The sequence below is a fragment of the Caballeronia arvi genome, from assembly GCF_001544695.2.
Classification (GTDB): domain Bacteria; phylum Pseudomonadota; class Gammaproteobacteria; order Burkholderiales; family Burkholderiaceae; genus Caballeronia; species Caballeronia arvi.
In genome coordinates, this window is the sequence record NZ_FCOM02000011.1 from 40,638 (window position 1) to 64,770 (window position 24,133).

At 64.7% G+C, this 24,133-nt stretch carries 20 protein-coding genes; 9 read left to right on the plus strand and 11 right to left on the minus strand.

Features of this window, described 5'->3' with window-relative positions; all coding sequences use genetic code 11:
* Positions 1-36 precede the first annotated feature (36 nt).
* The 3 genes from hpnA (at position 37) to AWB74_RS15225 (ending at position 4,274) form a co-directional block, all read left to right on the plus strand.
* Positions 37-1,044, plus strand: coding sequence for a hopanoid-associated sugar epimerase (hpnA, locus tag AWB74_RS15215; RefSeq protein WP_061147580.1), 1,008 nt, complete (start codon positions 37-39; stop codon positions 1,042-1,044).
* 247 nt (positions 1,045-1,291) lie between these two features.
* Positions 1,292-3,538, plus strand: a complete 2,247-nt coding sequence (locus AWB74_RS15220; protein ID WP_061147581.1) for an NADP-dependent isocitrate dehydrogenase — start codon at positions 1,292-1,294, stop codon at positions 3,536-3,538.
* A 205-nt stretch (positions 3,539-3,743) separates the two neighbouring features.
* Positions 3,744-4,274: a hypothetical protein gene (locus AWB74_RS15225; RefSeq protein ID WP_061147582.1), complete on the plus strand. Its 531-nt coding sequence runs from the start codon at positions 3,744-3,746 to the stop codon at positions 4,272-4,274.
* A 30-nt stretch (positions 4,275-4,304) separates the two neighbouring features.
* On the opposite strand, the gene AWB74_RS15230 is transcribed toward AWB74_RS15225, so the two are convergent.
* The gene (locus tag AWB74_RS15230) at positions 4,305-5,507 is read right to left on the minus strand and encodes a glycosyltransferase (protein WP_061147583.1); all 1,203 of its coding nucleotides are present in this window, start codon (positions 5,505-5,507) and stop codon (positions 4,305-4,307) included.
* 459 nt (positions 5,508-5,966) lie between these two features.
* Between AWB74_RS15230 and ispH the strand changes: the two genes are divergently transcribed.
* Positions 5,967-6,929 (plus strand): 4-hydroxy-3-methylbut-2-enyl diphosphate reductase, encoded by a 963-nt coding sequence (gene ispH, locus AWB74_RS15235; RefSeq protein ID WP_061147584.1) that lies wholly within the window; start codon positions 5,967-5,969, stop codon positions 6,927-6,929.
* A 13-nt stretch (positions 6,930-6,942) separates the two neighbouring features.
* A complete protein-coding gene (hpnH, locus tag AWB74_RS15240; protein WP_061147585.1) occupies positions 6,943-8,097 on the plus strand; it encodes an adenosyl-hopene transferase HpnH in 1,155 nt (384 codons plus the stop codon).
* 66 nt (positions 8,098-8,163) lie between these two features.
* Here hpnH and AWB74_RS46930 read toward each other — a convergent pair whose 3' ends face one another.
* From AWB74_RS46930 to AWB74_RS15250, 3 genes are all read right to left on the minus strand, one after another.
* On the minus strand, positions 8,164-8,310 hold the full coding sequence (locus AWB74_RS46930) for a hypothetical protein (protein ID WP_200821973.1): 147 nt from the start codon (positions 8,308-8,310) through the stop codon (positions 8,164-8,166).
* Between the two features lie 160 nt (positions 8,311-8,470).
* On the minus strand, positions 8,471-8,665 hold the full coding sequence (locus AWB74_RS15245; protein ID WP_061125865.1) for a YbdD/YjiX family protein: 195 nt from the start codon (positions 8,663-8,665) through the stop codon (positions 8,471-8,473).
* Between the two features lie 3 nt (positions 8,666-8,668).
* A complete protein-coding gene (locus AWB74_RS15250) occupies positions 8,669-10,756 on the minus strand; it encodes a carbon starvation CstA family protein (protein WP_061147586.1) in 2,088 nt (695 codons plus the stop codon).
* A gap of 337 nt (positions 10,757-11,093) precedes the next feature.
* Between AWB74_RS15250 and AWB74_RS15255 the strand changes: the two genes are divergently transcribed.
* Entirely contained in the window at positions 11,094-12,521 is a 1,428-nt protein-coding gene (locus tag AWB74_RS15255; protein ID WP_061147587.1) for a cache domain-containing protein, read from the plus strand.
* On the plus strand, positions 12,511-13,149 hold the full coding sequence (locus tag AWB74_RS15260) for a response regulator (RefSeq protein ID WP_200821974.1): 639 nt from the start codon (positions 12,511-12,513) through the stop codon (positions 13,147-13,149). Before AWB74_RS15255 ends, AWB74_RS15260 begins: the two co-directional genes overlap by 11 nt.
* Positions 13,150-13,186: 37 nt before the next feature.
* Here the strand turns inward: AWB74_RS15260 and AWB74_RS15265 are convergent, their stop codons facing one another.
* On the minus strand, positions 13,187-13,804 hold the full coding sequence (locus tag AWB74_RS15265; protein ID WP_061147589.1) for an MlaC/ttg2D family ABC transporter substrate-binding protein: 618 nt from the start codon (positions 13,802-13,804) through the stop codon (positions 13,187-13,189).
* A gap of 259 nt (positions 13,805-14,063) precedes the next feature.
* Between AWB74_RS15265 and hpnN the strand changes: the two genes are divergently transcribed.
* Together hpnN and AWB74_RS15275 are read left to right on the plus strand one after the other, a co-directional pair.
* Positions 14,064-16,724 carry a hopanoid transporter HpnN gene (gene hpnN / locus AWB74_RS15270; protein ID WP_061147590.1) on the plus strand — a complete coding sequence of 887 codons (2,661 nt, stop codon included), beginning with the start codon at positions 14,064-14,066 and terminating at the stop codon, positions 16,722-16,724.
* The gene (locus AWB74_RS15275) at positions 16,721-17,713 is read left to right on the plus strand and encodes an MlaA family lipoprotein (RefSeq protein ID WP_061147591.1); all 993 of its coding nucleotides are present in this window, start codon (positions 16,721-16,723) and stop codon (positions 17,711-17,713) included. Before hpnN ends, AWB74_RS15275 begins: the two co-directional genes overlap by 4 nt.
* Before the next feature lie 133 nt (positions 17,714-17,846).
* Here the strand turns inward: AWB74_RS15275 and AWB74_RS15280 are convergent, their stop codons facing one another.
* From AWB74_RS15280 to AWB74_RS15305, 6 genes are all read right to left on the minus strand, one after another.
* The gene (locus AWB74_RS15280) at positions 17,847-18,212 is read right to left on the minus strand and encodes a type II toxin-antitoxin system Phd/YefM family antitoxin (RefSeq protein ID WP_235024588.1); all 366 of its coding nucleotides are present in this window, start codon (positions 18,210-18,212) and stop codon (positions 17,847-17,849) included.
* On the minus strand, positions 18,209-18,865 hold the full coding sequence (locus AWB74_RS15285) for a phosphorylase (RefSeq protein ID WP_061147716.1): 657 nt from the start codon (positions 18,863-18,865) through the stop codon (positions 18,209-18,211). The genes AWB74_RS15280 and AWB74_RS15285 overlap by 4 nt, the downstream gene beginning before the upstream one ends.
* A gap of 26 nt (positions 18,866-18,891) precedes the next feature.
* A complete protein-coding gene (gene shc, locus AWB74_RS15290) occupies positions 18,892-20,871 on the minus strand; it encodes a squalene--hopene cyclase (protein WP_061147593.1) in 1,980 nt (659 codons plus the stop codon).
* On the minus strand, positions 20,871-22,118 hold the full coding sequence (hpnE, locus tag AWB74_RS15295) for a hydroxysqualene dehydroxylase HpnE (RefSeq protein ID WP_061147594.1): 1,248 nt from the start codon (positions 22,116-22,118) through the stop codon (positions 20,871-20,873). The genes shc and hpnE overlap by 1 nt, the downstream gene beginning before the upstream one ends.
* Entirely contained in the window at positions 22,118-22,966 is an 849-nt protein-coding gene (gene hpnD, locus AWB74_RS15300; protein WP_061147595.1) for a presqualene diphosphate synthase HpnD, read from the minus strand. The genes hpnE and hpnD overlap by 1 nt, the downstream gene beginning before the upstream one ends.
* Positions 22,967-23,190: 224 nt before the next feature.
* The gene (locus AWB74_RS15305) at positions 23,191-24,132 is read right to left on the minus strand and encodes a GGDEF domain-containing protein (protein ID WP_061147596.1); all 942 of its coding nucleotides are present in this window, start codon (positions 24,130-24,132) and stop codon (positions 23,191-23,193) included.
* Position 24,133 lies beyond the last annotated feature (1 nt).

The window sequence follows — 24,133 nt, forward strand, 5'->3', positions numbered from 1 at the left end:
AAAGACGGCCGCACCAGCGTTTTCATCGAGGTAAGAATGACTGATTTTTCCGGCTCTCGCGTGCTCGTCACGGGCGCCTCGGGGTTCGTCGGGTCCGCGGTCGCGCGGCTCGCCATCGAACGTGGTTTCGACGTGCGCGTGCTCGTGCGCAAGACGAGTCCGCGCAAGAACGTCGAATCGCTGAACGCGGAGATCGTCGTCGGCGACATGCGCGACGAAGCGTCGATGCGCGCCGCGCTCAAGGGCGTGCGCTTCCTGTTCCACGTCGCCGCCGATTACCGCATCTGGGCGCCCGACCCGAGCGAAATCGAGCGCGCGAATCTCGAAGGCACGGAAGCGACGATGCGCGCGGCGCTGGCCGAAGGCGTCGAGCGCATCGTCTATACGAGCAGCGTCGCGACGCTCAAGGTGACGAGTTCCGGCGCGATCGTCGACGAGACGAAGCCGTCCGACCCGCAGAGCACGATCGGCGCGTACAAGCGCAGCAAGGTGCTGGCCGAACGCGCCGTCGAGCGGATGGTCGCGCAGAACGCGCTGCCGGCAGTGATCGTCAATCCGTCGACGCCGATCGGCCCGCGCGACGTGCGTCCGACGCCAACCGGGCGCATCATCGTCGAAGCGGCGACGGGCAAGATTCCCGCGTTCGTCGACACGGGCCTGAACCTCGTGCATGTCGATGATGTCGCGAACGGGCACTTTCTCGCGCTGGAACGCGGCAAAATCGGCGAGCGATATATCCTCGGCGGCGAGAACCTGCCCTTGCAGCAGATGTTGACGGACATCGCCGGATTCGTCGGGCGCAAGCCGCCGACCGTCAAATTGCCGCGCGGGCCGCTTTATCCCGTCGCGATCGGCGCGGAGCTGTTCGCGAAGTTCAGCGGCAAGGAACCGATGGTGACCGTCGATGCGCTGCGCATGTCGAAGAACAAGATGTGGTTCACGTCGGCGAAGGCAGAGCGGGAGCTCGGCTATGGCGCGCGGCCGTATCGGGAAGGGTTGAGGGATGCGCTCGACTGGTTCCGGGCGAACGGCTATCTCGCGTAGTGAAGCGCGAAATCGGTGCGTGAAATGTTCCGGCTGGCGCAACGACTGCGAAATATCGCAACTCTTGTATAAGACTTGAAAAAACTTAAGTCGTTGATATAACAAGGTAAACGCCCGTTTTCGCCGTCCGCGCGAGCCGAAATTCACACGCGCGCCACGCAAAATCAGGCAGAATAGCGGTTTGTTGCCGGAGGGGTGACGCAGCCGGCGGTTTTTTCCAACCTGTTTTCGGATGTCGAGACAAGCGATGAGCAATCAGCAACCCACCATCATCTACACCCTGACCGACGAAGCTCCGCTGCTCGCGACCAGCGCCTTTCTGCCGATCATCCGTACCTTCACCGCGCCGGCGGGTGTCAACGTCGCGACGAGCGACATCTCGGTGGCCGCGCGCATCCTGGGCGAATTCCCCGAATATCTGACCGACGCGCAAAAAGTCCCCGACAATCTCGCGAAGCTCGGCGAACTGACGCAGGACGCCGACACCAACATCATCAAGCTGCCGAACATCAGCGCGTCGCTGCATCAGCTGACCAGCGCGATCAAGGAACTGCAGAGCAAGGGCTACAAGCTGCCCGACTATCCCGAAGAGCCGAAGAACGACGAAGAGAAAGCCATCCGCGCACGCTATGGCAAGTGCCTCGGCTCGGCCGTGAATCCGGTTCTGCGCGAAGGCAATTCGGACCGCCGCGCGCCGCTGGCAGTGAAGAACTACGCGAAGAAGCATCCGCACAGCATGGGCGAGTGGAGCATGGCGTCGCGCACGCACGTCGCGCACATGAAGCACGGCGACTTCTATCACGGCGAAAAGTCCGTCACGAACGACAAAGCGCGTGAAGTGCGCATGGAACTCGTCACGAAGCGCGGCGAAACCATCGTGCTGAAGCCGAAGGTCAAGCTGCAGGAAGGCGAGATCGTCGACAGCATGTTCATGAGCAAGAAGGCGCTCGTCGAGTTTTACGAAGACCAGATGCAGGATGCGTTCGACACGGGCGTCATGCTGTCGCTGCACGTGAAGGCGACCATGATGAAGGTCTCGCACCCGATCGTCTTCGGCCACGCCGTGAAGGTCTTCTATAAAGACGCGTTCGCGAAGCACGCGAAGCTCTTCGAAGAGCTCGGCATCAACGTGAACAACGGCCTCGTCGATCTGTACACGAAGATCGAAGCGCTGCCGGAATCGCAGCGCGACGAAGTCATCCGCGACATGCACGCGTGCCACGAAAAGCGCCCGGCCATGGCGATGGTCGATTCGGCCAAGGGCATCTCGAACCTGCACGCACCGAACGACGTGATCGTCGACGCCTCCATGCCCGCGATGATCCGCGCCGGCGGCAAGATGTGGGGCGCCGACGGCCGTCCGCAAGACACCAAGTGCCTGATTCCGGAAAGCACGTTCGCGCGCATCTATCAGGAAATCATCAACTTCTGCAAGACCAACGGCGCGTTCGATCCGAAGACGATGGGCACGGTGCCGAACGTCGGCCTGATGGCGCAGAAGGCCGAAGAGTACGGTTCGCACGACAAGACCTTCGAGATCGCCGAAGACGGCACGGCGCGCATCGTCGACAACGCGACGAACGAAGCCATCGAAGGGCTCACGCAGCAAGTCGAGAAGGGCGACATCTGGCGCATGTGCCTCGTGAAGGACGCGCCGATCCGCGACTGGGTCAAGCTCGCCGTCACTCGTGTGAAGAACTCGGGCACGCCGGCCGTGTTCTGGCTCGACCCGTATCGTCCGCACGAAGCCGAACTCATCAAGAAGGTCGAAACGTATCTGAAGGATTACGACACCACCGGCCTGGATATTCAAATCATGTCGCAGGTGCGCGCGATGCGTTACACGCTCGAGCGCGTGATCCGCGGCATGGACACGATCTCGGCCACCGGCAACATCCTGCGCGATTACCTGACTGACCTGTTCCCGATCATGGAACTCGGCACCAGCGCGAAAATGCTGTCGATCGTTCCGCTGATGGCGGGCGGCGGTCTGTATGAAACCGGCGCGGGCGGCTCGGCGCCCAAGCACGTGCAGCAGCTCGTGCAGGAAAACCATCTGCGCTGGGACTCGCTCGGCGAATTCCTCGCGCTGGCGGTGTCGCTGGAAGAGCTCGGCATCAAGAACGACAACGCGCGTGCGAAGCTCGTCGCGAAGGCGCTGGATGCGGCCACCGGCAAGCTGCTCGACAACAACAAGAGCCCGTCGCCGAAAACCGGCCAGCTCGACAATCGCGGCAGCCAGTTCTATCTCGCGATGTACTGGGCGCAGGAGCTCGCGTCGCAGTCGGAAGACAAGGCGCTCGCCGAGCAGTTCGCGCCGCTCGCCAAGACGCTGGCCGCGAACGAGCAGAAGATCCTCGACGAGCTCGCCGCGGTGCAGGGCAATGCGGCGGATATCGGCGGCTACTACATGCCGGATGAAGCCAAGCTCGAAGCCGTGATGCGTCCGAGCAAGACGCTCAACGACGCGCTCGCGCAAGTGCAGGCGAAGTAAGCTTGGACGGGGCGCGCGCCATGCGCGTCCTGGCGAACCGGCATCTCATTCGAGATGCCGGTTTTGTTTTTAGCGGACGAAATTCTCTCGTTTAATCCGCGGCTTCGGTGCAATTGGTTACAACCTGTGCCGACCTCGCCAAAGGCGAGCGGGTAGAATCGTTGCCTCGCGGCACGCCTGCAAGACACGGAACAGACAGACTCGCATGAATCTACAAGACCAGCTCGGCGCGCTGGAGTCGAGCCTCGACACGCTCCTTCAGACCGCTGTTGAATCTGACCGGTCATCGGCTGAATCGATCGAATCTGTCGCTTCGTCGAATGACCTCTCGTCCGGCGAGCCGCCCGCGTTGGGCGACGCCCGCGGGCGCGGCGACTCCACGGCGCCCGCCGAACCGCCGGCGCTAAACGAGCCGCCGACGCTCGTCGTGTCGCGCCCGGAGCGCGATGCTGTCGAAATGACGATTGCGGGCAAGACGGTGAAGCTGAGCGCGGAAGGGGTGTCGGAGTTGATCGAGGAATTGTCGAACGTGCGCGCGTCGATGTCGGTGGAGCAGCCGACTGGCATCGCGCCCGGATGGCGCTTCGCGGCCACCAAGAACCCGGTCATGGCGACGCAGAAGTACCCGAACGGCGACCGCCTGCTGATCATGCGTCACGCCGGACACGGCTGGGTGCCGTTCACGTTCTCGCCGAACATGGTCATCGAGCTGTATGCCATGTTGACGAAAAAATAAGGCGGCTTCGTTTCCGAAACCGCCTGCGTATCACGAACCTTCCTGCGTCGGCGCCTGCACGCGCGCCTTCCATTGCCCGCCCTTCCCCGTCCAGTAACGCACGGCTGAACCGATCGTCGCGCTGACATAGAACAAGCCGACGAGCGGCAGCAGCGGCGCCCACAACAGCGATCTGCGGTAGTAGCGCAGCATCGGCCCATACGCGATGCACATGAACGCCCACGCCGCGCACGCCGGCCACGCGCGCGCACCGAACGCCAGCGCGAAGACCGGCGGCACGAGATAGATCAGCACCATGCCGAGCACCGTGCCGGCGAGCAGCAACGGTGAGTAGCGCAACTGCGTGAACGCGGTGCGCGCGATCATGTTCCAGATCTCGCGCCAGTTGTCGTACGGACGCAGCGATTCGCTGCGCTCGGCGAGATCGAGGCGGATCGGGCGCGCGTCGTTTCGGCCCGAGCGATGCTTGATGCGCGCGGCGAGACTGCAATCGTCGATCAATTCCTGACGGATCGATTCGATGCCGCCAGCTTCGACCAGCGCCGAGCGTCGCACGAGCATGCAACCGCCCGCCGCGCCCGCGGTCGGCTTCTTCACGTCGTTGACCCACGCGAACGGATACAGCTTCGCGAAGAAGAACACGAACGCGGGAATCAGCGCTTTTTCCCAAAGGGAATCGCAGCGCAGACGCACCATCAGCGAGACCAGATCGCGGTCTTCGAGAATCGTGCGCGCGACGAGTTGCGTGGCGGCATCGGCGGGATGGTGGATGTCGGCGTCGGTCAGCAACAGGAATTCGGCGGGCAGGCCGAGCGTATCGATCGCGCCGACGCCCTGCGACTGCGCCCACACCTTGCCCGACCAGCCCGGCGGCAACGGCTGGGCGGTCAGCACGGTCAGCCGGTCTTCGAGCCCGAGTTCGCGGGCGGCGGCGACGGCGACGCTGGCGGTGCCGTCGGTGCTGTGGTCATCGACGACGATCACATGGAACGCGCCCGCGTAGTCCTGCTTCAACAGCGAGCCGACCGCGCGCCCGATGACATCGGCTTCGTTGCGCGCGGGCACGACCGCGACGAGCGCGGGCCATGCGCCCCGCCGCGCGATCTCGGCGTTGCCGACGGCGTGGATCGTCGTATCGGACAATGCCGGCGCGGGCTGCGCGCGCCAGAAGCCGCCGCGTGCGAAAAGCAGCACGATCCAGATCAGAAAAGAGAGCCAGGCGATCAGTAGCATGAAAAAAACGATTAGCTTGTAAACAGTTGTGTGACCGGAAAGCGCGATCCGGCGACTCGGAATTTGGGATTCGGCGAAACGGGCATCGAGTGCTGTCGCCCGTAGCGTTGCGCGAAAAATACACCTGTACGGGCAGGCCGCGGGGCGGGCCCGCGTCACGCAAATGGCTCAGCACGCGGCCCGAAGCGTCCGACAGTTTACTGGGTTCCGCGAATCGCCGTATTCGGGCGCGTGACGCCGCGTTTCGAATTGAAGCGGGCATTGAGCACCCAAAAAGGGAACGCGCTAGAATACGCGGTCAACTTCGGCGCGCAGACCGACATTACCGTGTCGTTTTTTCCGGTCTGCTTTCCCCGGCCTTCCGAACGACTCCGAGTGTCGTTCAGGGCAGTTCATCGGGAAAGTGCGAGCTTCGCGCCGGCTAACCCGAGACCCGCGTCAGTCGGAGTTCGTTCTTATATGCGTATCATCCTTGCTCAACCCCGCGGCTTTTGTGCGGGTGTGGTCCGTGCGATAGAAATCGTCGATCGGGCCCTCGAACGGCATGGCGCACCCGTTTATGTGCGTCACGAGATCGTTCATAACCGTCATGTCGTCGACAATCTGCGCAGCAAGGGCGCACGGTTCGTCGAAGAGCTGGATGAAGTGCCGCACGGCGCGGTCGCGATCTTCAGCGCGCACGGCGTCGCGCAAAGCGTCGAGAAAGACGCGGAAGCGCGCGGTCTCGATGTGCTGGACGCCACCTGCCCGCTCGTCACGAAGGTTCACGTGCAGGGCCGTCAGTATGTTTCGCAGGGACGCACGCTGATTCTGATCGGCCATGCGGGCCATCCGGAAGTGGAAGGCACGATCGGGCAGATTCCCGGCGTCGTGGTGCTGGTGCAGAGCGAAGCCGAGGTCGCGAAGATGACGCTCGCGCCGGACACGCCTGTCGCCTACGTCACGCAGACCACGCTGTCGGTCGATGACACGCGCGGCATCATCGATGCGTTGCAGCGCCGCTTCACGAACATCGTCGGGCCGGACACGCGCGACATCTGCTACGCGACGCAAAACCGCCAGGCCGCGGTGCGCGAGCTTTCGAGCCAGGTGGACGTGCTGCTCGTGGTCGGCGCCACCAACAGTTCCAATTCGAACCGTCTGCGGGAGATCGGCGCCGAGAGCGGCGTGCCGAGCTACCTCGTCGCGGACGGCTCGGAAATCAAGCCGGAATGGTTTGCCGATGTGCAGACCGTCGGCATCACCGCAGGCGCCTCGGCGCCCGAGGAAATGGTCAAACATGTGATCGATGCCCTGCGCGCGTTCGGAAAAGTCGAAGTCACGACGATGAACGGCCGCGAGGAAAAGGTCGAATTCAAACTCCCCGCGAAGCTTACCCAGCCGGTCGCCGCCGTTGCGGCAACCGCGATTCGCGAAGAATAAGGAGAGGACGCAATTGTCTATCCCGATGCTCCAGAAGGCCCGCGTTGGCGCCTACATCTTCAAGCAGCACATCACGGGCACCAAGCGCTATCCGCTCGCGCTGATGCTGGAACCGCTGTTCCGCTGCAATCTCGCGTGTAACGGCTGCGGCAAGATCGATTATCCGGACCCGATCCTGAATCAGCGCCTGTCGCTGGAAGAGTGTCTCGGCGCCGTCGACGAGTGCGGTGCGCCGGTCGTTTCCATCGCGGGCGGCGAGCCGCTTCTGCACAAGGAAATGCCGCAGATCGTGAAGGGCATTATGGCGCGCAAGAAGTTCGTGTATCTCTGCACGAACGCGCTGCTGATGGAAAAGAAGATGGACGATTACGAGCCGAGCCCGTACTTCGTCTGGTCGGTGCACCTCGACGGCGACCGCGAGGCGCACGATCATTCGGTTTCGCAGCCGGGCACCTACGACAAGGCCGTCGCGGCCATCAAGGAAGCGAAGCGCCGTGGCTTTCGCGTGAACATCAACTGCACGCTGTTCAACGACGCCGAGCCGGAACGCGTGGCCAAGTTCTTCGACACGCTCGGCCCCATTGGCGTCGATGGCATCACCGTGTCGCCGGGCTATGCCTACGAGCGCGCGCCGGATCAGCAGCACTTCCTGAATCGCGACAAGACCAAGAATCTGTTCCGCGAGATTTTCAAGCGCGGCAACAACGGCAAGAACTGGTCGTTCAGCCAGTCGACGCTGTTCCTCGACTTCCTCGCGGGCAACCAGACATATCAGTGCACGCCGTGGGGCAACCCGGCGCGCACGGTGTTCGGCTGGCAAAAGCCGTGTTATCTGGTCGGCGAAGGTTACGTCAAGACCTTCAAGGAATTGATGGAAACGACCGATTGGGACAAGTACGGCACGGGCAAGTACGAGAAGTGCGCGGACTGCATGGTCCACTGCGGCTTCGAGGCGACCGCCGTGATGGACACGGTGGCGCATCCGCTGAAGGCCGCGAAGATCGCGCTGTCGGGCCCGCGCACGACGGGCGCATTCGCGAAGGAACTGCCGATCGACAAGCAGCGCCCGGCCGAGTTCGTGTTCTCGAAGCATGTCGAGATCAAGCTGGAAGAGATCGGACGCGCGCAGAAGGGTAAAGGCGCGAAGACGGCGGCAGCGGTGAGTTGAGCTTCGGTTGAGTGAGTTGGACAAAGGGCGGATGGCTTTGGGTCATTCGCCCTTTTTGTTTGTTGGCTACTTCAAGGCCTCCCAATCCTCAACGCCCACCGGCTCTAGTGGGTCCTGATAAAACAGAACACTTCCACGCAATTCTTCGAGCGGCGAGATCGGTTTTTCCGGAACTTGCTGCACTTCAGGCACTGTTTTTTTTAGGTTCGTCACGAAAAAGGTCCTCCAAGAACAATTGAGCGGAATTGCTTCGAGCGCTGGTTGGGCAAGTCGTTTCGTTCCGCTCGCGTATAGAAGGTCACAAATCGTATTCGCAAAAAAACGCGACGGCTCATCACCGTCGCGTTCTCATCTGCAAGTCAGCAGCGCTGCGTCAACAGCACTTCCCCGCCCCGCTTCCGTACCTCGCCTCCTGACGCTCGCGGAAAAACTCCGCGTAGCTCATCATCGGCTTGTCGGGGTGTGTCGACTGCATGTGCGTGACGTACGCATCATAGTCGGGCATCCCGACCATCAGCCGCATCGTCTGACCGAGATAGCGGCCCGCTTGTCGAAGATCGCTGAACATGGCTCAGTGCCCCGCACGAACCGCAGCCGAAGAAGCGCCGGAAGGCATCGCTTCGAACGGCGTCTCGCGTACCGTCGGCTTCGATTCGCGGCGCGCGCGCAGCACCGCCACCACGCCATAGACCGCGATGCTCAGCACCACGAAGATGAACAGCCCGGAAAGCGCCGCATCGACGTAATCGTTGAAGATGATGCGCTGCATCTCCGGCAGCGACTTCGCCGGCGCCATCACCTTGCCCGCGTCGAACGCTTCTTTCAGCTTGCCCGCGTGCGCGAGGAAACCGACCTTCGGATTGGCGTCGAAAATCTTCTGCCAGCCGGCCGTCAACGTGCAGATGAGCAGCCAGATGGTCGGCACGAGCGTCACCCACGCATAGCGCTCGCGCTTCATCTTGAACAGCACGACGGTGCCGAGCATCAGCGCGATGCCCGCGAGCATCTGGTTCGAGATGCCGAAGAGCGGCCACAGCGTGTTGATGCCGCCGAACGGATCGACGACGCCCTGATACAGGAAGTAGCCCCACGCGGCGACGCACAGCCCGGTCGCCGTCAGATTCGCCGGCAGCGATTCCGTGCGGCGCAGCGCCGGATGGAACGTGCCGAGCAAATCCTGCAGCATGAAGCGGCCGGCGCGCGTGCCCGCATCGACGGCGGTCAGGATGAAGAGCGCCTCGAAGAGAATCGCGAAGTGATACCAGAAGGCCATCATCGCGGGGCCGCCGATCACCTGATGCAGAATCTGCGCCATGCCGACCGCGAGCGTCGGCGCGCCGCCGGCACGCGCGACGATGGTCGTCTCGCCGACCGCCTTCGCCGTCGACGTCAGCATGTCCGGCGTCAGCGCGAAGCCCCAGCTCGACACGGTCTGCGCCACCGCTTCCGGCGTCGAGCCGAGCAGCGCGGCGGGGCTGTTCATCGCGAAGTACACGCCAGGCTCGATCACGCAGGCGGCGACCAGCGCCATGATCGCGACGAACGATTCCATCAGCATCGCGCCATAGCCGATGAAGCGCATGTTGACTTCGTTGTCGATCATCTTGGGCGTCGTGCCCGACGAGATCAGCGCATGGAAGCCCGACACCGCGCCGCACGCGATCGTGATGAAGAGGAACGGGAACAGGTTGCCCGCCCAGACCGGACCGGAGCCATCGACGAACTTCGTGAAGGCCGGCATCTTCAGCTCGGGCGCGACGATCAGAATGCCGATCGCGAGGCCGAGAATCGTGCCGATCTTGAGGAAGGTCGACAGATAATCGCGCGGCGCGAGCAGCAGCCACACCGGCAACACCGACGCGACGAAGCCGTAGCCGATCAGAATCCACACGAGCTGCACGCCGGTGAACGTGAAGTACGGCGCGAGCGTCGCGGATTCGGCGACCTGGCCGCCATAGATGATCGCGAGCATCAGGCCGATGAAGCCGATGATCGACACCTCGCCGATCTTCCCCGGACGAATGTAGCGCGTATAGATGCCCATGAAGAGCGCGATCGGAATCGTCGCGGCGACGGTGAACGTGCCCCACGGCGAATTCGTCAGCGCCTTCACGACGATCAGCGCGAGCACCGCGAGAATGATCACCATGATGAGGAACGCGCCGAAGAGCGCGATCACGCCCGGCACGGTGCCGAGTTCCATCTTGATGAGATCGCCGAGCGAGCGGCCGTCGCGGCGCGTCGAAATGAACAGCACGACGAAGTCCTGCACCGCGCCCGCGAACACGACGCCCGCAAGAATCCACAGCATGCCGGGCGTATAGCCCATTTGCGCCGCCAGCACCGGGCCGACGAGCGGGCCCGCGCCCGCGATCGCCGCGAAGTGATGGCCGAAGAGCACGTACTTGTTGGTCGGCACGTAGTCGAGGCCGTCGTTGTGACGCACGGCAGGCGTCATGCGCAGGCCGTCGAGTTGCAGCACCTTGCCCGCGACGAAGCGCGAATAGAACCGGTAAGCGATGAGATACACGCAGACCGCCGCAATGACGATCCATAGTGCGCTGATACGCTCGCCGTGCGCGAGCGCGATAGTGCCGAATGCGAACGCGCCCAATAGCGCGAGCGCGATCCAGACCAGGAATCCGGAAGCCCGATTCATGGCGTCTCCTTAGTTATTGACCGTTCAGATCGATGGATGCGCCGCGATAGCGCATTGGGCGGTAGTATTCGCTTTCGCCCGAACGCTTACAAGCGCATAACTACGTATGCGCGCTACGTGGCTTCACGTAGCGGAAAACCCTAGGCCCAGGGTCTGTTCGCATACGAAACGGCCATGCGAACGCCCGAAATGGGCCGCAGGGCAAGAAGTAAGGAGCGGCGTTTGGCGAGCCCAAACAAGCGACGCACGACGCCGCCATGCGGCCCAGTTCGGGCGTGCCCGAAGGGTTGCCCTGCAAGGGCAACGCATGGTCGTTTTGTATGCAAACAGACCCTCTATGAACCTCAAAGCCAAGATCTTTCTGCTGGCGATCGTGCCGTTCGCGCTGGCGATCGGCGGGATCACCTACGGCGTGCGCCAGCAGGCGGAATCGCTCGCAAAGGCGCAGCACGAGACCACGCAGGCCGCGTATATGTCGAGCAAGGAGATCGAGCTGCGGCATTACGTCGAAATCGCGATGAGCGCGATCGCGCCTTATTACGACGCAGCCGCGACCGATCCGCGCAGCGACGACGAGCGCCGCCGTCTCGCGCTCGACGCGCTGCAACGGCTCGACTTCGGCCAGGACGGCTACTTTTTCGTCTATACGATGCGCGGCACGTCGCTGATGCATCCGCGCCAGCCCGATCTCGTCGGACGCGATCTCTGGCTCATGCGCGATCCGAACGGCGCGCTGACCATCCAGCAGCTCATCCAGGAGGCGTCGAAGGGCGGCGGCTACGTGCGCTACGTATGGCGTCGGCCGTCGACCGGGCTGCTCGCGCCGAAGCTCGGTTATGTCGTGCCGCTGCCGCGCTGGGGCTGGATGATCGGCACGGGCATCTATCTGGAGGACGTCGAAACGACGCTCGCGCGTATCGATTCACAGGCGGCCGCGCACATCGAGCGCACCTTGATGTGGATCGGCGCGATCGCGCTGGCGGCGCTCGCGATCATCGCCGTGTGCGGCGCGGTGCTCAACATCAGCGAACATCGCAGCGCCGACGCGAAGCTGAAGCGCCTCGCGCGTCAGGTCGTTGACTCTCAGGAACAGGAACGCGCGAGACTCTCGCGCGAGCTGCACGACGGCATCAGTCAGATGCTCGTCTCCGTGAAGTTGCTGCTCGAATCGGCGCTCGCGCGTTTCGAGCGCGGTCCGGCGCGCGAGCCGACCGCCGAAGCCGCGCTCGCGACGAGCCTCGGCCGTCTCTCCGGCACGCTGCGCGAAGTGCGCCGCATCTCGCACGCGCTGCGTCCCGCGATGCTCGACGATCTTGGCCTCGCCGCCGCGCTCGAACAACTCGCGCGCGAGCTCGACGGTCAGGACGGCATCGAAGTGCGCTTCGAAGCGACGGGGAACAGCGCGTCTGCCGCGACGCAACAGGCGACGTTGCCCGATCCCGTCAACACCGTGCTTTTTCGCATCGCGCAGGAAGCGCTGACCAACATCGCGCGGCATGCGCAGGCATCGCGCGCGGCGATCACGCTCGACCTCGCGACGCACGCCGTCACACTCGACATCACCGACAATGGCCGCGGCTTCGACGCCGATGACGCGCTCTCCGGCCCGGCGAGCGGCGTCGGTCTGCGCAACATGCGCGAACGGCTCGACACGCTCGGCGGCGCGCTCGCGATCAGTTCGCAGCTCGGCCGCACGTCGATCACCGCGACGGTGCCACTGCCGCTCGCTGCACCGAATTTTCAGGGACATGCCGATGAACGCTGAATCCGCCCGCATCATTCTCGTGGACGACCATCCGCTCGTGCGCGATGGCTTGCGCGCGCGGCTCGACTCCGTGCCGCACCTGCGCGTGATCGGCGAGGCGGGCAACGCGAAAGAAGCGCTCGCGCTCGCCGCCGACGAGTCGAATCCACCCGATCTCGCGCTGATGGACGTCGGCATGGCGGGCATGACCGGCATCGAACTGGCGGCGCTTTTTCACGAACGCTTTCCCGGCATCCGCGTGCTGATGTTGTCGATGCACGACAACGTCGAATATGTGAAGCAGGCGGTGCGTGCCGGCGCGAGCGGTTATGTGCTGAAGGATTCGCCGTCCGCGGAGATCATCCAGGCAATCGACGCCGTGCTAGCCGGCAAGACCTTCTTCAGCGCGGGGCTCGCCGCGCGCATGATCCAGGCACAGTCGATGCAGACGCCGCACGAACGCCTGACGCCGCGCGAGCTCGACATTCTCGACGCACTGGCCGAAGGCTTATCCAGCAAGCAAATTGCGCAACAGCATGGGCTTTCGGTGCGCACGGTGGAGACGCATCGGCTGAATTTGAAGCGCAAACTGGATATCGACGGGCAGGCCGAGCTGATCAAGTACGCGGTGGAGCACCGCCGAACCTGACGCCCGGCCTTATCGGCGGTACGGAGGAAGGAAAAATTCAACCCGCCGAACGGGCGTTGTGCTCGGAGAGAAACTTGATGAGGCCGTCCACGCCGCCCTTTTGCAACTGACCGGCGAATTGCTGCTGATAGACCTGGATGAGCCAAGCGCCCATCATGTCGATGTCGTAGATTTTCCAGCCCTGCGGCGTCTTTTCCAGACGGTAGCGCACGGGATTGTCGCCGCCCGTGGAGATGACGTGGGATTCGACGACCGTGTCCTTCGCGTTGGCGTCGATGTTGGGCGCATCGAACTTGAACTTCACGTCCTGATCGCGCAACTGCGCAAGCGACGCCGCGTAGGTGCGAACCAGCAGCGTCTGGAACTGGTCGTAAAGCTGCTTTTGCTGCTCGGGTGTGGCGCTCGCCCAAGCCTTGCCGACCGCGATGCGCGTCGTGCGCTGGAAGTCGGTGGCGGGCAGGAAGCGCGTTTCGACGAGCTGCGTGATCTTCGCCATGTCGCCGCCGCGCGCCTGCGGGTCGGCCTTCATCGCGTTGACGGTGCCCTCGACGGCGTTCTTCACGACGGCATCGGGACTCGTTTGGGCAAGCGCCTCGCCTGTGAAAGACATCGAAGCAAGGAGAAAAACGAAGCAAACAGACAGATAGTGTTTCATGGCACCCGTTCTCTGATCAGGTTTGGTGGCGCGGGTCGCGTGGCCTTCGGACGTCGCAGGAGCGGCCGGATGGCTGCGGGGTCAGTATATCGACACCGCAGCGCCGCAACAGTTCAAGCACGGAGTGTTCCGACGCGCCCGCTATACTTGCGCGGCACACCGCGTGTCTTGCGGACACGGTTCGGAATCCGGCGGTCGGCATCATGCAATCCGCGCGTTCGCACGCGCAAAGATAACAGGACACACAGGTAGCGTCTTCATGCTGACGTCCAACATTACCCGCTTCGTCACACTCGCCATCCGCCGCCCGGCGTGGATTATCGCCGTTTCGCTTCTGCTCGGCGTGTTGTCCACGATTTATGTCGTCCATCACTTTCGCATCAGCACCGACGTCAGTCAGTTGATCGAGACCGAGCCCGAATGGGCCGCGCGCAGCAAAGCCATCGACGATGCGTTTCCGCAGCGCGGCGCAACGCTGCTGATCGTCGTGGAGGCGCCCGGCCAGGAATTCGCCGATGCCGCCGCGAACGAACTCGCCGCCGCGCTCGCAAAGGAGCCGGAGCGCTTCAAGTCGGTTTCGCAGCCGCAGGGCGGCGCATTCTTCGAGCACGACGGCCTGCTCTATCTGCCGACCGAAAAGGTCGAAGCGACCACGAAGCAACTCGTGCAGGCGCGCCCGCTCATCAACACGCTCGCGCACGACCCGACGCTCACCGGGCTCGCGCAGACGCTCAACACCACGCTCAATCTGCCGTTGACGCTCGGGCAGGTCAATCTCGGCCAGATGGCCAACCTGCTCGACAGAAGCGCGACCGTGCTCGACCGTGTGCTCGCCAATCAGCCCGCCGCGTTCTCGTGGCGCGATCTGGCGGATTCATCGAAAAGCGATGCCACCGGGCGCGCCTTCGTCACCGTGCTGCCCGAGCTCGACTTCAATGCGCTGAAGGCGGCGGCGGGCACGTCGGATGAGATTCGCGCGAAGGCCTCGGAACTCGGCATCGACAAGAAGTACGGCGCGACGCTGCATCTGACCGGCGCTCAGCCGCTCGCCGACGAGGAATTCGCGTCCGTACAGGACGGCGCCGTGCTCAACGGCGTGCTGACTTTCCTCGTCGTGCTCACCATTCTGTGGGTCGCGCTGCGCTCGAAGCGCATGATTCTCGCGGTGTTCATCACGCTCTTCGTCGGACTCGCGATCACCGCCGCGCTCGGCCTCATGATGGTCCATGCGCTCAACATGATCTCGGTCGCGTTCATGGTGCTGTTCGTGGGCTTGGGCGTGGACTTCGGCATTCAGTTCGGCGTGAAGTATCGCGAAGAGCGTTACCGGCACAAGCGGCTCGATGTGTCGCTCGCGGAAACCGCGCGCCATGTCGCCGTGCCGCTCACGCTCGCCGCCGCCGCGACCGCCGCGAGCTTCTTCTCGTTTCTGCCGACTGCGTATCGCGGCGTGTCGGAGCTGGGGCTGATCGCGGGCGTCGGCATGTTCGTGGCCTACGCGACCAACATGACGCTGCTGCCCGCACTCATCAAGGTATTCGCGCCGCCGGGCGAAGCGCATTCGCCGGGCTTTCCGGTGCTCGCGCCCGTCGACGAATTTCTCGACAAATATCGCAAGCCCGTGCTGATCGGCACGCTCGTCGTCGTGATCGGCGCGTTGCCGCTGCTCTTCGATCTGCGCTTCGACTTCAATCCGCTGCATCTGAAGGACCCGCACACCGAATCGATGGCGACGCTCACCTCGCTCAAGGATTCGCCTCAAGGTGCGGTGAACGATGTCGCGGTCCTGGCGCCGTCGCTTGCCGACGCCGACCGCATCGCCGCGAAGCTGGAAAAGCTTCCGCAAGTCGAGCGCGCGACGACGCTCTCGTCGCTCATCCCCGCCGATCAGCCGAAGAAGCTCGCGCTGATCAAGGCCGCAGCGGATCAGCTTTTACCGGCGCTTGATCAGCCGACCGCGTCGCCGGTGACGGACGAAGTGCGCGTCGCGGCGCTCAAGCGCCTGTCGAGCCAGCTGTCGCTCGCCGCCGACGAGCATCCCGGTCCCGGCGATAAGCAGGCAAAGCGTCTGTCGCAGACACTCGCGAAACTGGCGCAAGCCGACGCCGCGACGCGCGACCGCGCCGAGCACGCGATGGCCGAGCCGCTGCGCCTTGCGCTCGCGCACTTGCGCGCGCTGCTCACGCCGACGGAGATCACGCGCGCGACGCTGCCGCCGCAGATGGTCGCGTCGTTCGTGACGCCGGACGGCCAGGCGCTCGTCGATGTATCGCCGAAGGTTCCGGCGGGCGTCGATCCCAACGACGACACGCTGCTCGCCCACTTCGCCGATGCCGTGCAGAAGGCCGCGCCCGATGCGATCGGCGGGCCGATCTCCGTGCGCCATTCGGCGGAAACGATCATCAAGGCGTTCCAGCAGGCGGCGCTCTACTCGCTCATCGCGATCGCGGTGCTGCTGTGGATCGCGCTGCGCCGTTTTGGCGACGTTTTGCGAACTTTGGTACCGTTGCTCGTTTCCGCGATCGTCACGCTGGAGTTGTGCGTCGTCTTCCGGATGCCGCTCAACTTCGCGAACATCATCGCGTTGCCGTTGATGCTGGGCGTCGGCGTCGCGTTCAAGATCTATTTCGTGATGGCGTGGCGCTCGGGCCAGACGCGGCTGCTACAGTCCAGCCTCACGCATGCCGTTATGTTCAGTGCGGCCACGACCGCGACGGCATTCGGCAGCCTGTGGTTCTCCCATCATCCGGGGACGTCCAGCATGGGGCGGCTGCTGGCGCTGTCGCTGCTTTGCACGCTGATCGGCGCCGTGGTTTTTCAGCCGGTATTGATGGGCAAGCCGCGCAAAGTACGTGCGGCCGACCGTGCGAAGCTGCGGGCGGCGCGACGACATGACAACCTAAGAGGAATTGAAGAATGAAGTGGGGATCGACGGCTTTGACCGCTCGTGCAGTGCGCAAAATTGGAGTAAGTCTGGCGATCGCGGGCGCGCTCGCGACCGCGGGCTGCGCGACCGGCCCGGACCGCAATCCGAAAGACCCGCTCGAGCCGATGAACCGCAAGATCTTCACGTTCAACGACACGCTCGATACCTACGTCGCGAAGCCCGTCGCGCAGTTCTACGTCGATTACACGCCGAGCCCGTTCCGCACGGCGGTCAGCAACTTCTTCTCGAATCTCGGCGATTTCTCCAACTTCGCGAACAATCTGCTGCAGTTGAAGATCACCGACGCGACGCAGGACTTGATGCGTATCGCGATGAACTCGGTGTTCGGCATCGGCGGCCTGATCGATATCGCGTCGCCCGCGGGCTTGCCCAAGCATCATCAGGACTTCGGCCTGACGCTCGGGCACTACGGCATGCCGTCGGGGCCGTATCTGGTGCTGCCGCTGCTCGGCCCGAGCTCGTTCCGCGATTCGACGACCTGGCTCGTCGACTGGCGCGTGAATCCGCTGAGCTACTCGGGGCCCGAGATTCTCTGGCCGCTCTTCGGCGTGAATTTCGTGAGCGCGCGCGCGGATCTGATCGGCGCGACCGATCTGCTCTCGGCCGCCGCGCTCGACAAATACGCGTTTGTGCGCGACGCCTACACGCAGCGTCGTCAGTATCTGCTGACGGGCGGCGGCGCTGACACACTGCCCGATTACGGCGACGAGGGCGCGTCGGCACCCGAAGGCGCGAGCGCGCCTGAAGGCGCCAGCGCGCCGGGCGGAAGCGGTGGCGGCAGCAAGGAGCAAGGCTTGCCGACGTATGACGATCCGGGCGCGGCGGCATCGCCTGCGGGCGGTGTCGGCGGCAAGGCGCCCGCGCCGGCGGAGAGCACGCCGAAGGCTCAGCCGTCGCCGAGTTCGAGCAAGGGGCAGGGGTTGCCGCAGTATGACGATCCGGCGGCGCAGCCGGCGAAGTGAGTCTTCACAATGAAACGGGCGCTTCGGCGCCCGTTTTTTTAGTTGCCTGCAAAGACTCTGCCCTCTGTCCCAGGCAGCAGCGGCGGACGAGATCGACCAACCGATAACCTACGCCTCGCAGGTTCATGGGCCATCACAGATCGTCGAGACTGACCTTGACCGCGCGCTTCACCGATTTCAGCCGCGACTGGACCAAGGTGGCCAACTGGCGCTCGTCATACAGCTCGGCCGTTTCGGCCATCAATTCGGGCGAAACGGCATAGAAGGCCGGGCGGTTGTGGCTAAACACGGCGACGGGTTCGCCGCGTGCTTCTTCCAGCACCTTGCCGGGGTTTTGCCTGAACGCTGAAATGCTGACGGACAGCAACGCGTGGACACGTTCCATGACGGCATCAAAAAATAGGTCTTCACGACGATCAATGTAAGGCCTGCGCAGTTTCTTCCTCGACGACGAAACAAAGGTTTGGCCGGCAGGATGCAGCTTTCGACAACCGATCAACCCAATACCAACGCCCGCGCCGAATCCATCGCGTGCCGCGCCTGCACGAGCGTCGCGCGGGCTTCTCGCGCATCGGACGCTAGCCGCAGCAGCGCGCCGAGCTGCCGGGGCTCGCGCAGCAATTCCCGCAAAATCGGACCGATCGCCGTGGTGCCGTCGTCGCGCAAACCCGCGGTCGCGGCGGGCGGCAGCGTCCGCCAGGCCGGGTCGACCACCGCGCGGCACACGGCGAACGGCAGCCCGCGCGCCGTCGCGATCGCCCCGGCGATATGCGATTCCATATCCACGGCAAGCGCGCCCGTCGACGAATGCAGCGAGCGCTTTTCCGCCTCGCTCTTGACCGGCGCCGTCACGCCCGACATCTTGCCGCGCCGCATGACGCGCTCGACAGGCGTGCCCGCGAACGCATCGACGATACGCGCCGACCACGCCGCATCGGTGCGCAACTCGCCGAACGGCCCGCACACGCTCTCGGCGACGATCAGCGCGCCTGGTTCGAGATCCGGCGCAAGCCCGCCCGCCGTGCCGAAGCTGATGATGCCCGAGCAGCCGCGCGCGATCGCGTCGGACAAGGCGCGCTCGAGCCAGTCGGCGCGCGCCGCGAACACGACATCGACGCCGCGCCCGCGCACGATCTTCGCTTCGAACGCCATGCCGGTCACGGCGACGACGGGCGCGTTCACATCGCCGCCGTCACGCGCGTGAGACCTTCGCGCGTCAGATTGCGATAGCGCGCGAGCGCCCACAGCGGGAAGAACTTGCGATAGCCGTGGTAGCGCAGATAGAACACGCGCGGGAAGCCCGTCGCGGTGAAGCGCGTTTCGTCCCACAGGCCGTGCGTCTGCTGTGTCTTCAGCAGATAGTCGATGCCGCGCGCGACCGCCGGATGCCCGACCATTCCCGCCGCCATCAGCCCGAGCAGCGCCCACGCAGTCTGCGACGACGTGCTCGGCGCCTGTTCGTAGCCACGATAGTCGAGCTTGTAGCTCTCGCCGTCCTCGCCCCAGCCACCGTCCGCGTTCTGGATACCGATGAGCCAGTCCGCGGCGCGCGTCATGCGCGGGTCCGTCGGCGCGACGCCGGCTGCGTTCAGCGCGGACATCGCCGACCAGGTGCCGTAGACGTAGTTCAGGCCCCAGCGGCCATACCAGCTTCCGTCGCGTTCCTGATCGTTCACGATGTAATCGAACGCGCGGCGTGCAGGCTCGCTGTTCAGCGATGTCTCGCCGAGCTGCGCCAGCATCGAAAGACACCGCGCGGAGACGTCGACGGTCGGCGGGTCGAGCAACGCGCCGTGGTCCGAAAACGGGATGTTGTTCAGGTAGTACTGCGTGTTTTCCGGCTCGAACGCGCCCCAGCCGCCGTCGCTGCTCTGCATGCCGACGATCCACTCGCGCGCCCGCGCGATCGATTCGCCGTACATCGCGGTGCCGTTCTCGCGGTCGGCGCGCTCCATCGCCATCGCGACGACCGCGGTGTCGTCGACGTCCGGGTAATGCGGGTTCGCGAACTGGAACGCCCAGCCGCCCGGCCGCACGTTCGGGCGGCGCGAAACCCAGTCGCCGCGCACGTCGAGAATCTGCAGCGGCACCAGCCATTCGAGGCCGCGCGTGACCGCCGCGCGCGCTTTCGGCTCGCCCGTTTCGAGCAGCGCGTGCGCGGCGAGCGACGTATCCCACACCGGCGACAGGCACGGCTGGCAATACGCTTCGCCGTCGTCGGCTTCGTCGATGATCAGCAGTTTGTCGATCGACTTGCGCGCGATCGCGCGGTTCGGATGCTCCGGCGGAAGACCGAGCACGTCGTACATCATGACCGAGTTGGCCATCGCCGGGAAAATCGCGCCGAGGCCGTCTTCGCCGTTCAGGCGCTCATCGACGAAACGCACAGCTTCATCGATCGCGCGCTCGCGGCCCGCCTTCGGCAGCAGCGGATCGGCGACGCGCAGGATCGAATCGACGACGCGGAAGAACGCGAACCAGCCGCGGCTCTGATGCCCCGAGCGCGACGGCATGCCGGTGTTGACCGGCGGATTCGTGAACACTTCGTCGATGCGCACGCCGCGCGGATTGCGCGCGCGCGGGCGCTTCGCGTTGAGCACGAGCATCGGCACGATGACCGTGCGCGCCCAGTACGACACCTTCGACAGATGGAACGGGAACCACATCGGCAGGCGCATGATCTCGACGGGCATCATCGGCACCGCGCGCCACGACACCACGCCGAAGAGCGCGAGCAGAATACGCGTGAACACGTTCACCTTTTCCGCGCCGCCCGTGGCGAGAATCGCGCGGCGGGCGCGCTGCATGTGCTCGGCGTCGGGCGAATCGCCGATCATCTTCAGCGCGAAATACGCCTTCACGGTCGCGGAGACGTCCATCGCGCCGTCGGTGAAAAGCGGCCAGCCGCCGTCCTCGCGTTGAATGCGCCGCAGATAGCGGCCGATCTTCGCTTCCAACTTGTCGTCGGCGGTCTCGCCGAGATAGTGGACGAGCAGCACGTATTCGGCCGGAATGGTTGCGTCGGCTTCGAGTTCGTACAGCCAGTAGCCGTCGCGATGTTGCGCCGCGAGCAGCGCATCGGTGGCCTGGTGGATTGCGGTATCGAGCGGGGCGCCCGATACGCGCGCGTCCACGGCCGACAGGGATAATTCGTTCATCAGCGTTCCATCGATGGGTTCAACAGCGCGTCCACGGCCTTCTGGCCGGAACGGATCGCGCCTTCGATCGTCGCGGGCAGGCCGGTCGCCGTCCAGTCGCCCGCGAGCGTGAAATTGTGCCAGCGCGTGCGCGTGGCGGGCCGCGAGCCTTCCTGCGCGGGCACGGCGGCAAACGTCGCATGTTCCTCGACGACGACTCGCCACGGCGGCGTCGGCACGGCGGGCATGCGCACCGCCTTCGCCGTCTCCAGCCACGTCAGCCGCGCGAGTTCTTCGTGCGGCGTCGAAAGCCATCGTCCTGAATCCGCAAGCGTGACGGAGAGTCGCCCGTCAGCCGCGAAAATCCAGTCCGACATACCGGCGGGCGCGTCGGCGGCGAAATGCACCGTGACGATCGCCCGCGATGCTTGCGGCGCGCTCAGATCCGGCACTACGCGGCGCGCCGCATCGGGCGGCACGGCGAGCACGACGGCATCGTCCGCGCCGAGCACGACCGGTTCCGCCGCGCCTTCGAAAGCGAGCGAGCTTACACGCTCTCTCGAATCCGTGCCCGATATCCCGATGCCCGCCACGCGCGAGCCGAACCGGATGTCCGCGCCGCCATATTGCAGAAGGCGCAGCGCCGGCTCGACGAACGCGTGCGACAGCCCGCTTCTCGCGACGAGCGGACGGCAGGCCTGACCGCCCTGCGCGACCGTTTCGCGCAGCAGCCCGGCGGCGAGTTCCGCGCTCGCCTCCGACGGATCGGCGTTGAGCATCGCGCGCAAAAGCGGTCGCACGAGCAGGTTCCACACGCGATCCTTCCGGCGCACGGATTCATCGATCGTGCGGCCCGGCTTCGCGAAGAACAGCGGCAGGATCGGCAGATAGTCGGCGGGTTGCGTGCCGGGCACGCGCGCGTCGGCGTCGAAGATCCAGCGCGGCAAGCGTCCGGACGACATGCGGATGGTCCACGCGTCGCCGCTCGTCACGTCGAAGAACGGATACTCGGGCTGCGTCGGGCCGATGAGCGACTCCGCCGCGCCGATCGCGCGCAGATAAGCCATCGTCGATTGATTGCCGGACAGCAGCAGATGATTGCCGTTGTCGAGCGTGACGCCGAGTTTCGAATCGAAGAAAGAGCGGCAGCGGCCGCCTGCGTGAGACGCCGCCTCGTGCAGCACGACACGCGCGCCGCGTCGTTGCGCCTCGACCGCGGCGGCGAGGCCGGCCACGCCCGCTCCGACGACGAAAACCCGCCGGGACATCAGATCAGATTGCGCGCCACGATCCACAGCAGGCGCGAACGCGGCGTGCGCACGCGCGTGCGCGGCAGGTCGAAGCCGCGTTTCAGATTGGCGTCGAGCACGGTGCGGTACGCCGCCGACATGATGCGCGGCGCGCGCACCTGCGAACGCGGCGACGCGGCCATGATCGCGTCGGACTGGGCGTAGTGGCCCTTCGCGCGCTCGGCGATGACGGCGCACACGCGCGGCAGACGCGCATCGCCGACGATGGTCGCCGGATCGCTCGTCGAAATGCCTTCGCGCGCGAGCAGTTCGCGCGGCAGATAGACACGGCCGATTTCCGCGTCTTCGTCGATGTCGCGCAGGATGTTGGTCAGTTGCAGCGCCCGCCCGAGATGGTGCGCAAGGCGCCGTCCGGCGTCCTCGTGCATCCCGAAGATTCTCACCGATAGCCGCCCGACCGCGCTCGCCACGCGATCGCAATACAGGTCGAGCGTGGCTTCGTCGGGCGCGACGATATCGCCGGCGGCGTCCATCGCCATGCCGTCGATCACGGCCTGGAAGTCGTCGCGGGAAAGCTGGAAAGCCTGGATGTGACGCGTGAGCGCTTCGAGCGACGGCTTCGGCGTGCCGGCGTAGCACGCGTCGATGTCCGCGCGCCACTGGTCGAGCGCGAGCGCGCGCTCGCGGCGCGGCAGCGTGCCTTCGTCGGCGATGTCGTCGACCGCGCGGCAGAACGCGTAAATCTCGTACATCGCGTCTCGCTGCGCAGCGGGAAGGATGCGCATCGCGAGATAGAACGAGCTTCCCGACGACGTCTTCGCGGCGTCGGGAGCAGATTCGTCAGCGATGATGTTGGAAACGGCCAAGACGAACTCCGCTGTGGCGCCCCCAAGGGCAAATTAAGTGATCAGGCGCGGTCTCGATTCGACCCGGCGCGCGCGGAACCACCTGGCGCTGTAAGGGAAGAATCGAAGAGGAAAGCCGGCGCGAGCCGGCTGCGACTGCGCCGGAAGCGGCAAAGAGTATATCAATACTTTGACCGCTTGCGCCTGATCGCGCCGGGAGCGCCAGGCGGGACGTACAGCGCGCTTCAGGCGAAACCCACCGCCCGGTTGCGCCCTTCGCGCTTTGCGGTGTAGAGCGCCGCATCGGCCTCATTGATGAGCGCCTCGTACGACGACGTCACGCCGCTTCTCGCGCGCGCCGCGCCGACGCTCGCCGTCACCGGCACGCGCGCGCCCTGCACGTCGATGGGCGTTTCGCCGATCGCACGGCGCACCTTGTCCGCGACGATCATCGCGTCGTCAAAATTGGTGCACGGCAACAGCAGCGCGAATTCCTCGCCGCCGAAGCGCCCGAACACGTCCTGCACGCGCACGGTCTTCGCTACGCGCTCGGCCATCACGCGCAGCACCGTATCGCCGACGAGGTGGCCGAGATCGTCGTTGATGCGCTTGAAGTGGTCGAGATCGAAGAGCAGCATCGACAGTTCGCCGCCGTAGCGCTGCCAGCGCGAAAACTCGTCCGCGAGGCGCAATTCGAAGTAGCGCCGGTTCGCGATACCGGTCAGGCCGTCGCGGTCCGCGAATTCCTGCAGCTTCGCCACCGCTTCGTCGCGGGCGCGCTGCATCATGCTCGCGTGCGTCGCGTCGGAGATCGTCACGCACACGGCGCGCACTTCGCGCTCGAGCGTGAGCGGCATGAAGGTGCAATCCTGCTGCATGAAATCGACGCCGCCCGTGATCGGACGGTCGTGATCGAACTTGAAGAGATACGGCCGCTGCTCCCACGAGCTGAACGCGAAGCTGCCGAGCTGGAACACGCTTTCGACCTTGCGCGTGAACCATACGCGCGGCAGTTCCGGAAAGCTCGCAAAAATCGATTTACCGATGACCTGTTCCGCCGTCTTGCCGCTGTGGTCCTGCATGAACCGGTTCCACATCAGCACGTTCAGATCGCGGTCGAGCACGAAAATGCCAAAACCGACGCGCTCGATCACGAGTTCGGAAAGCGCGTGCCGCAGTTCATCCATA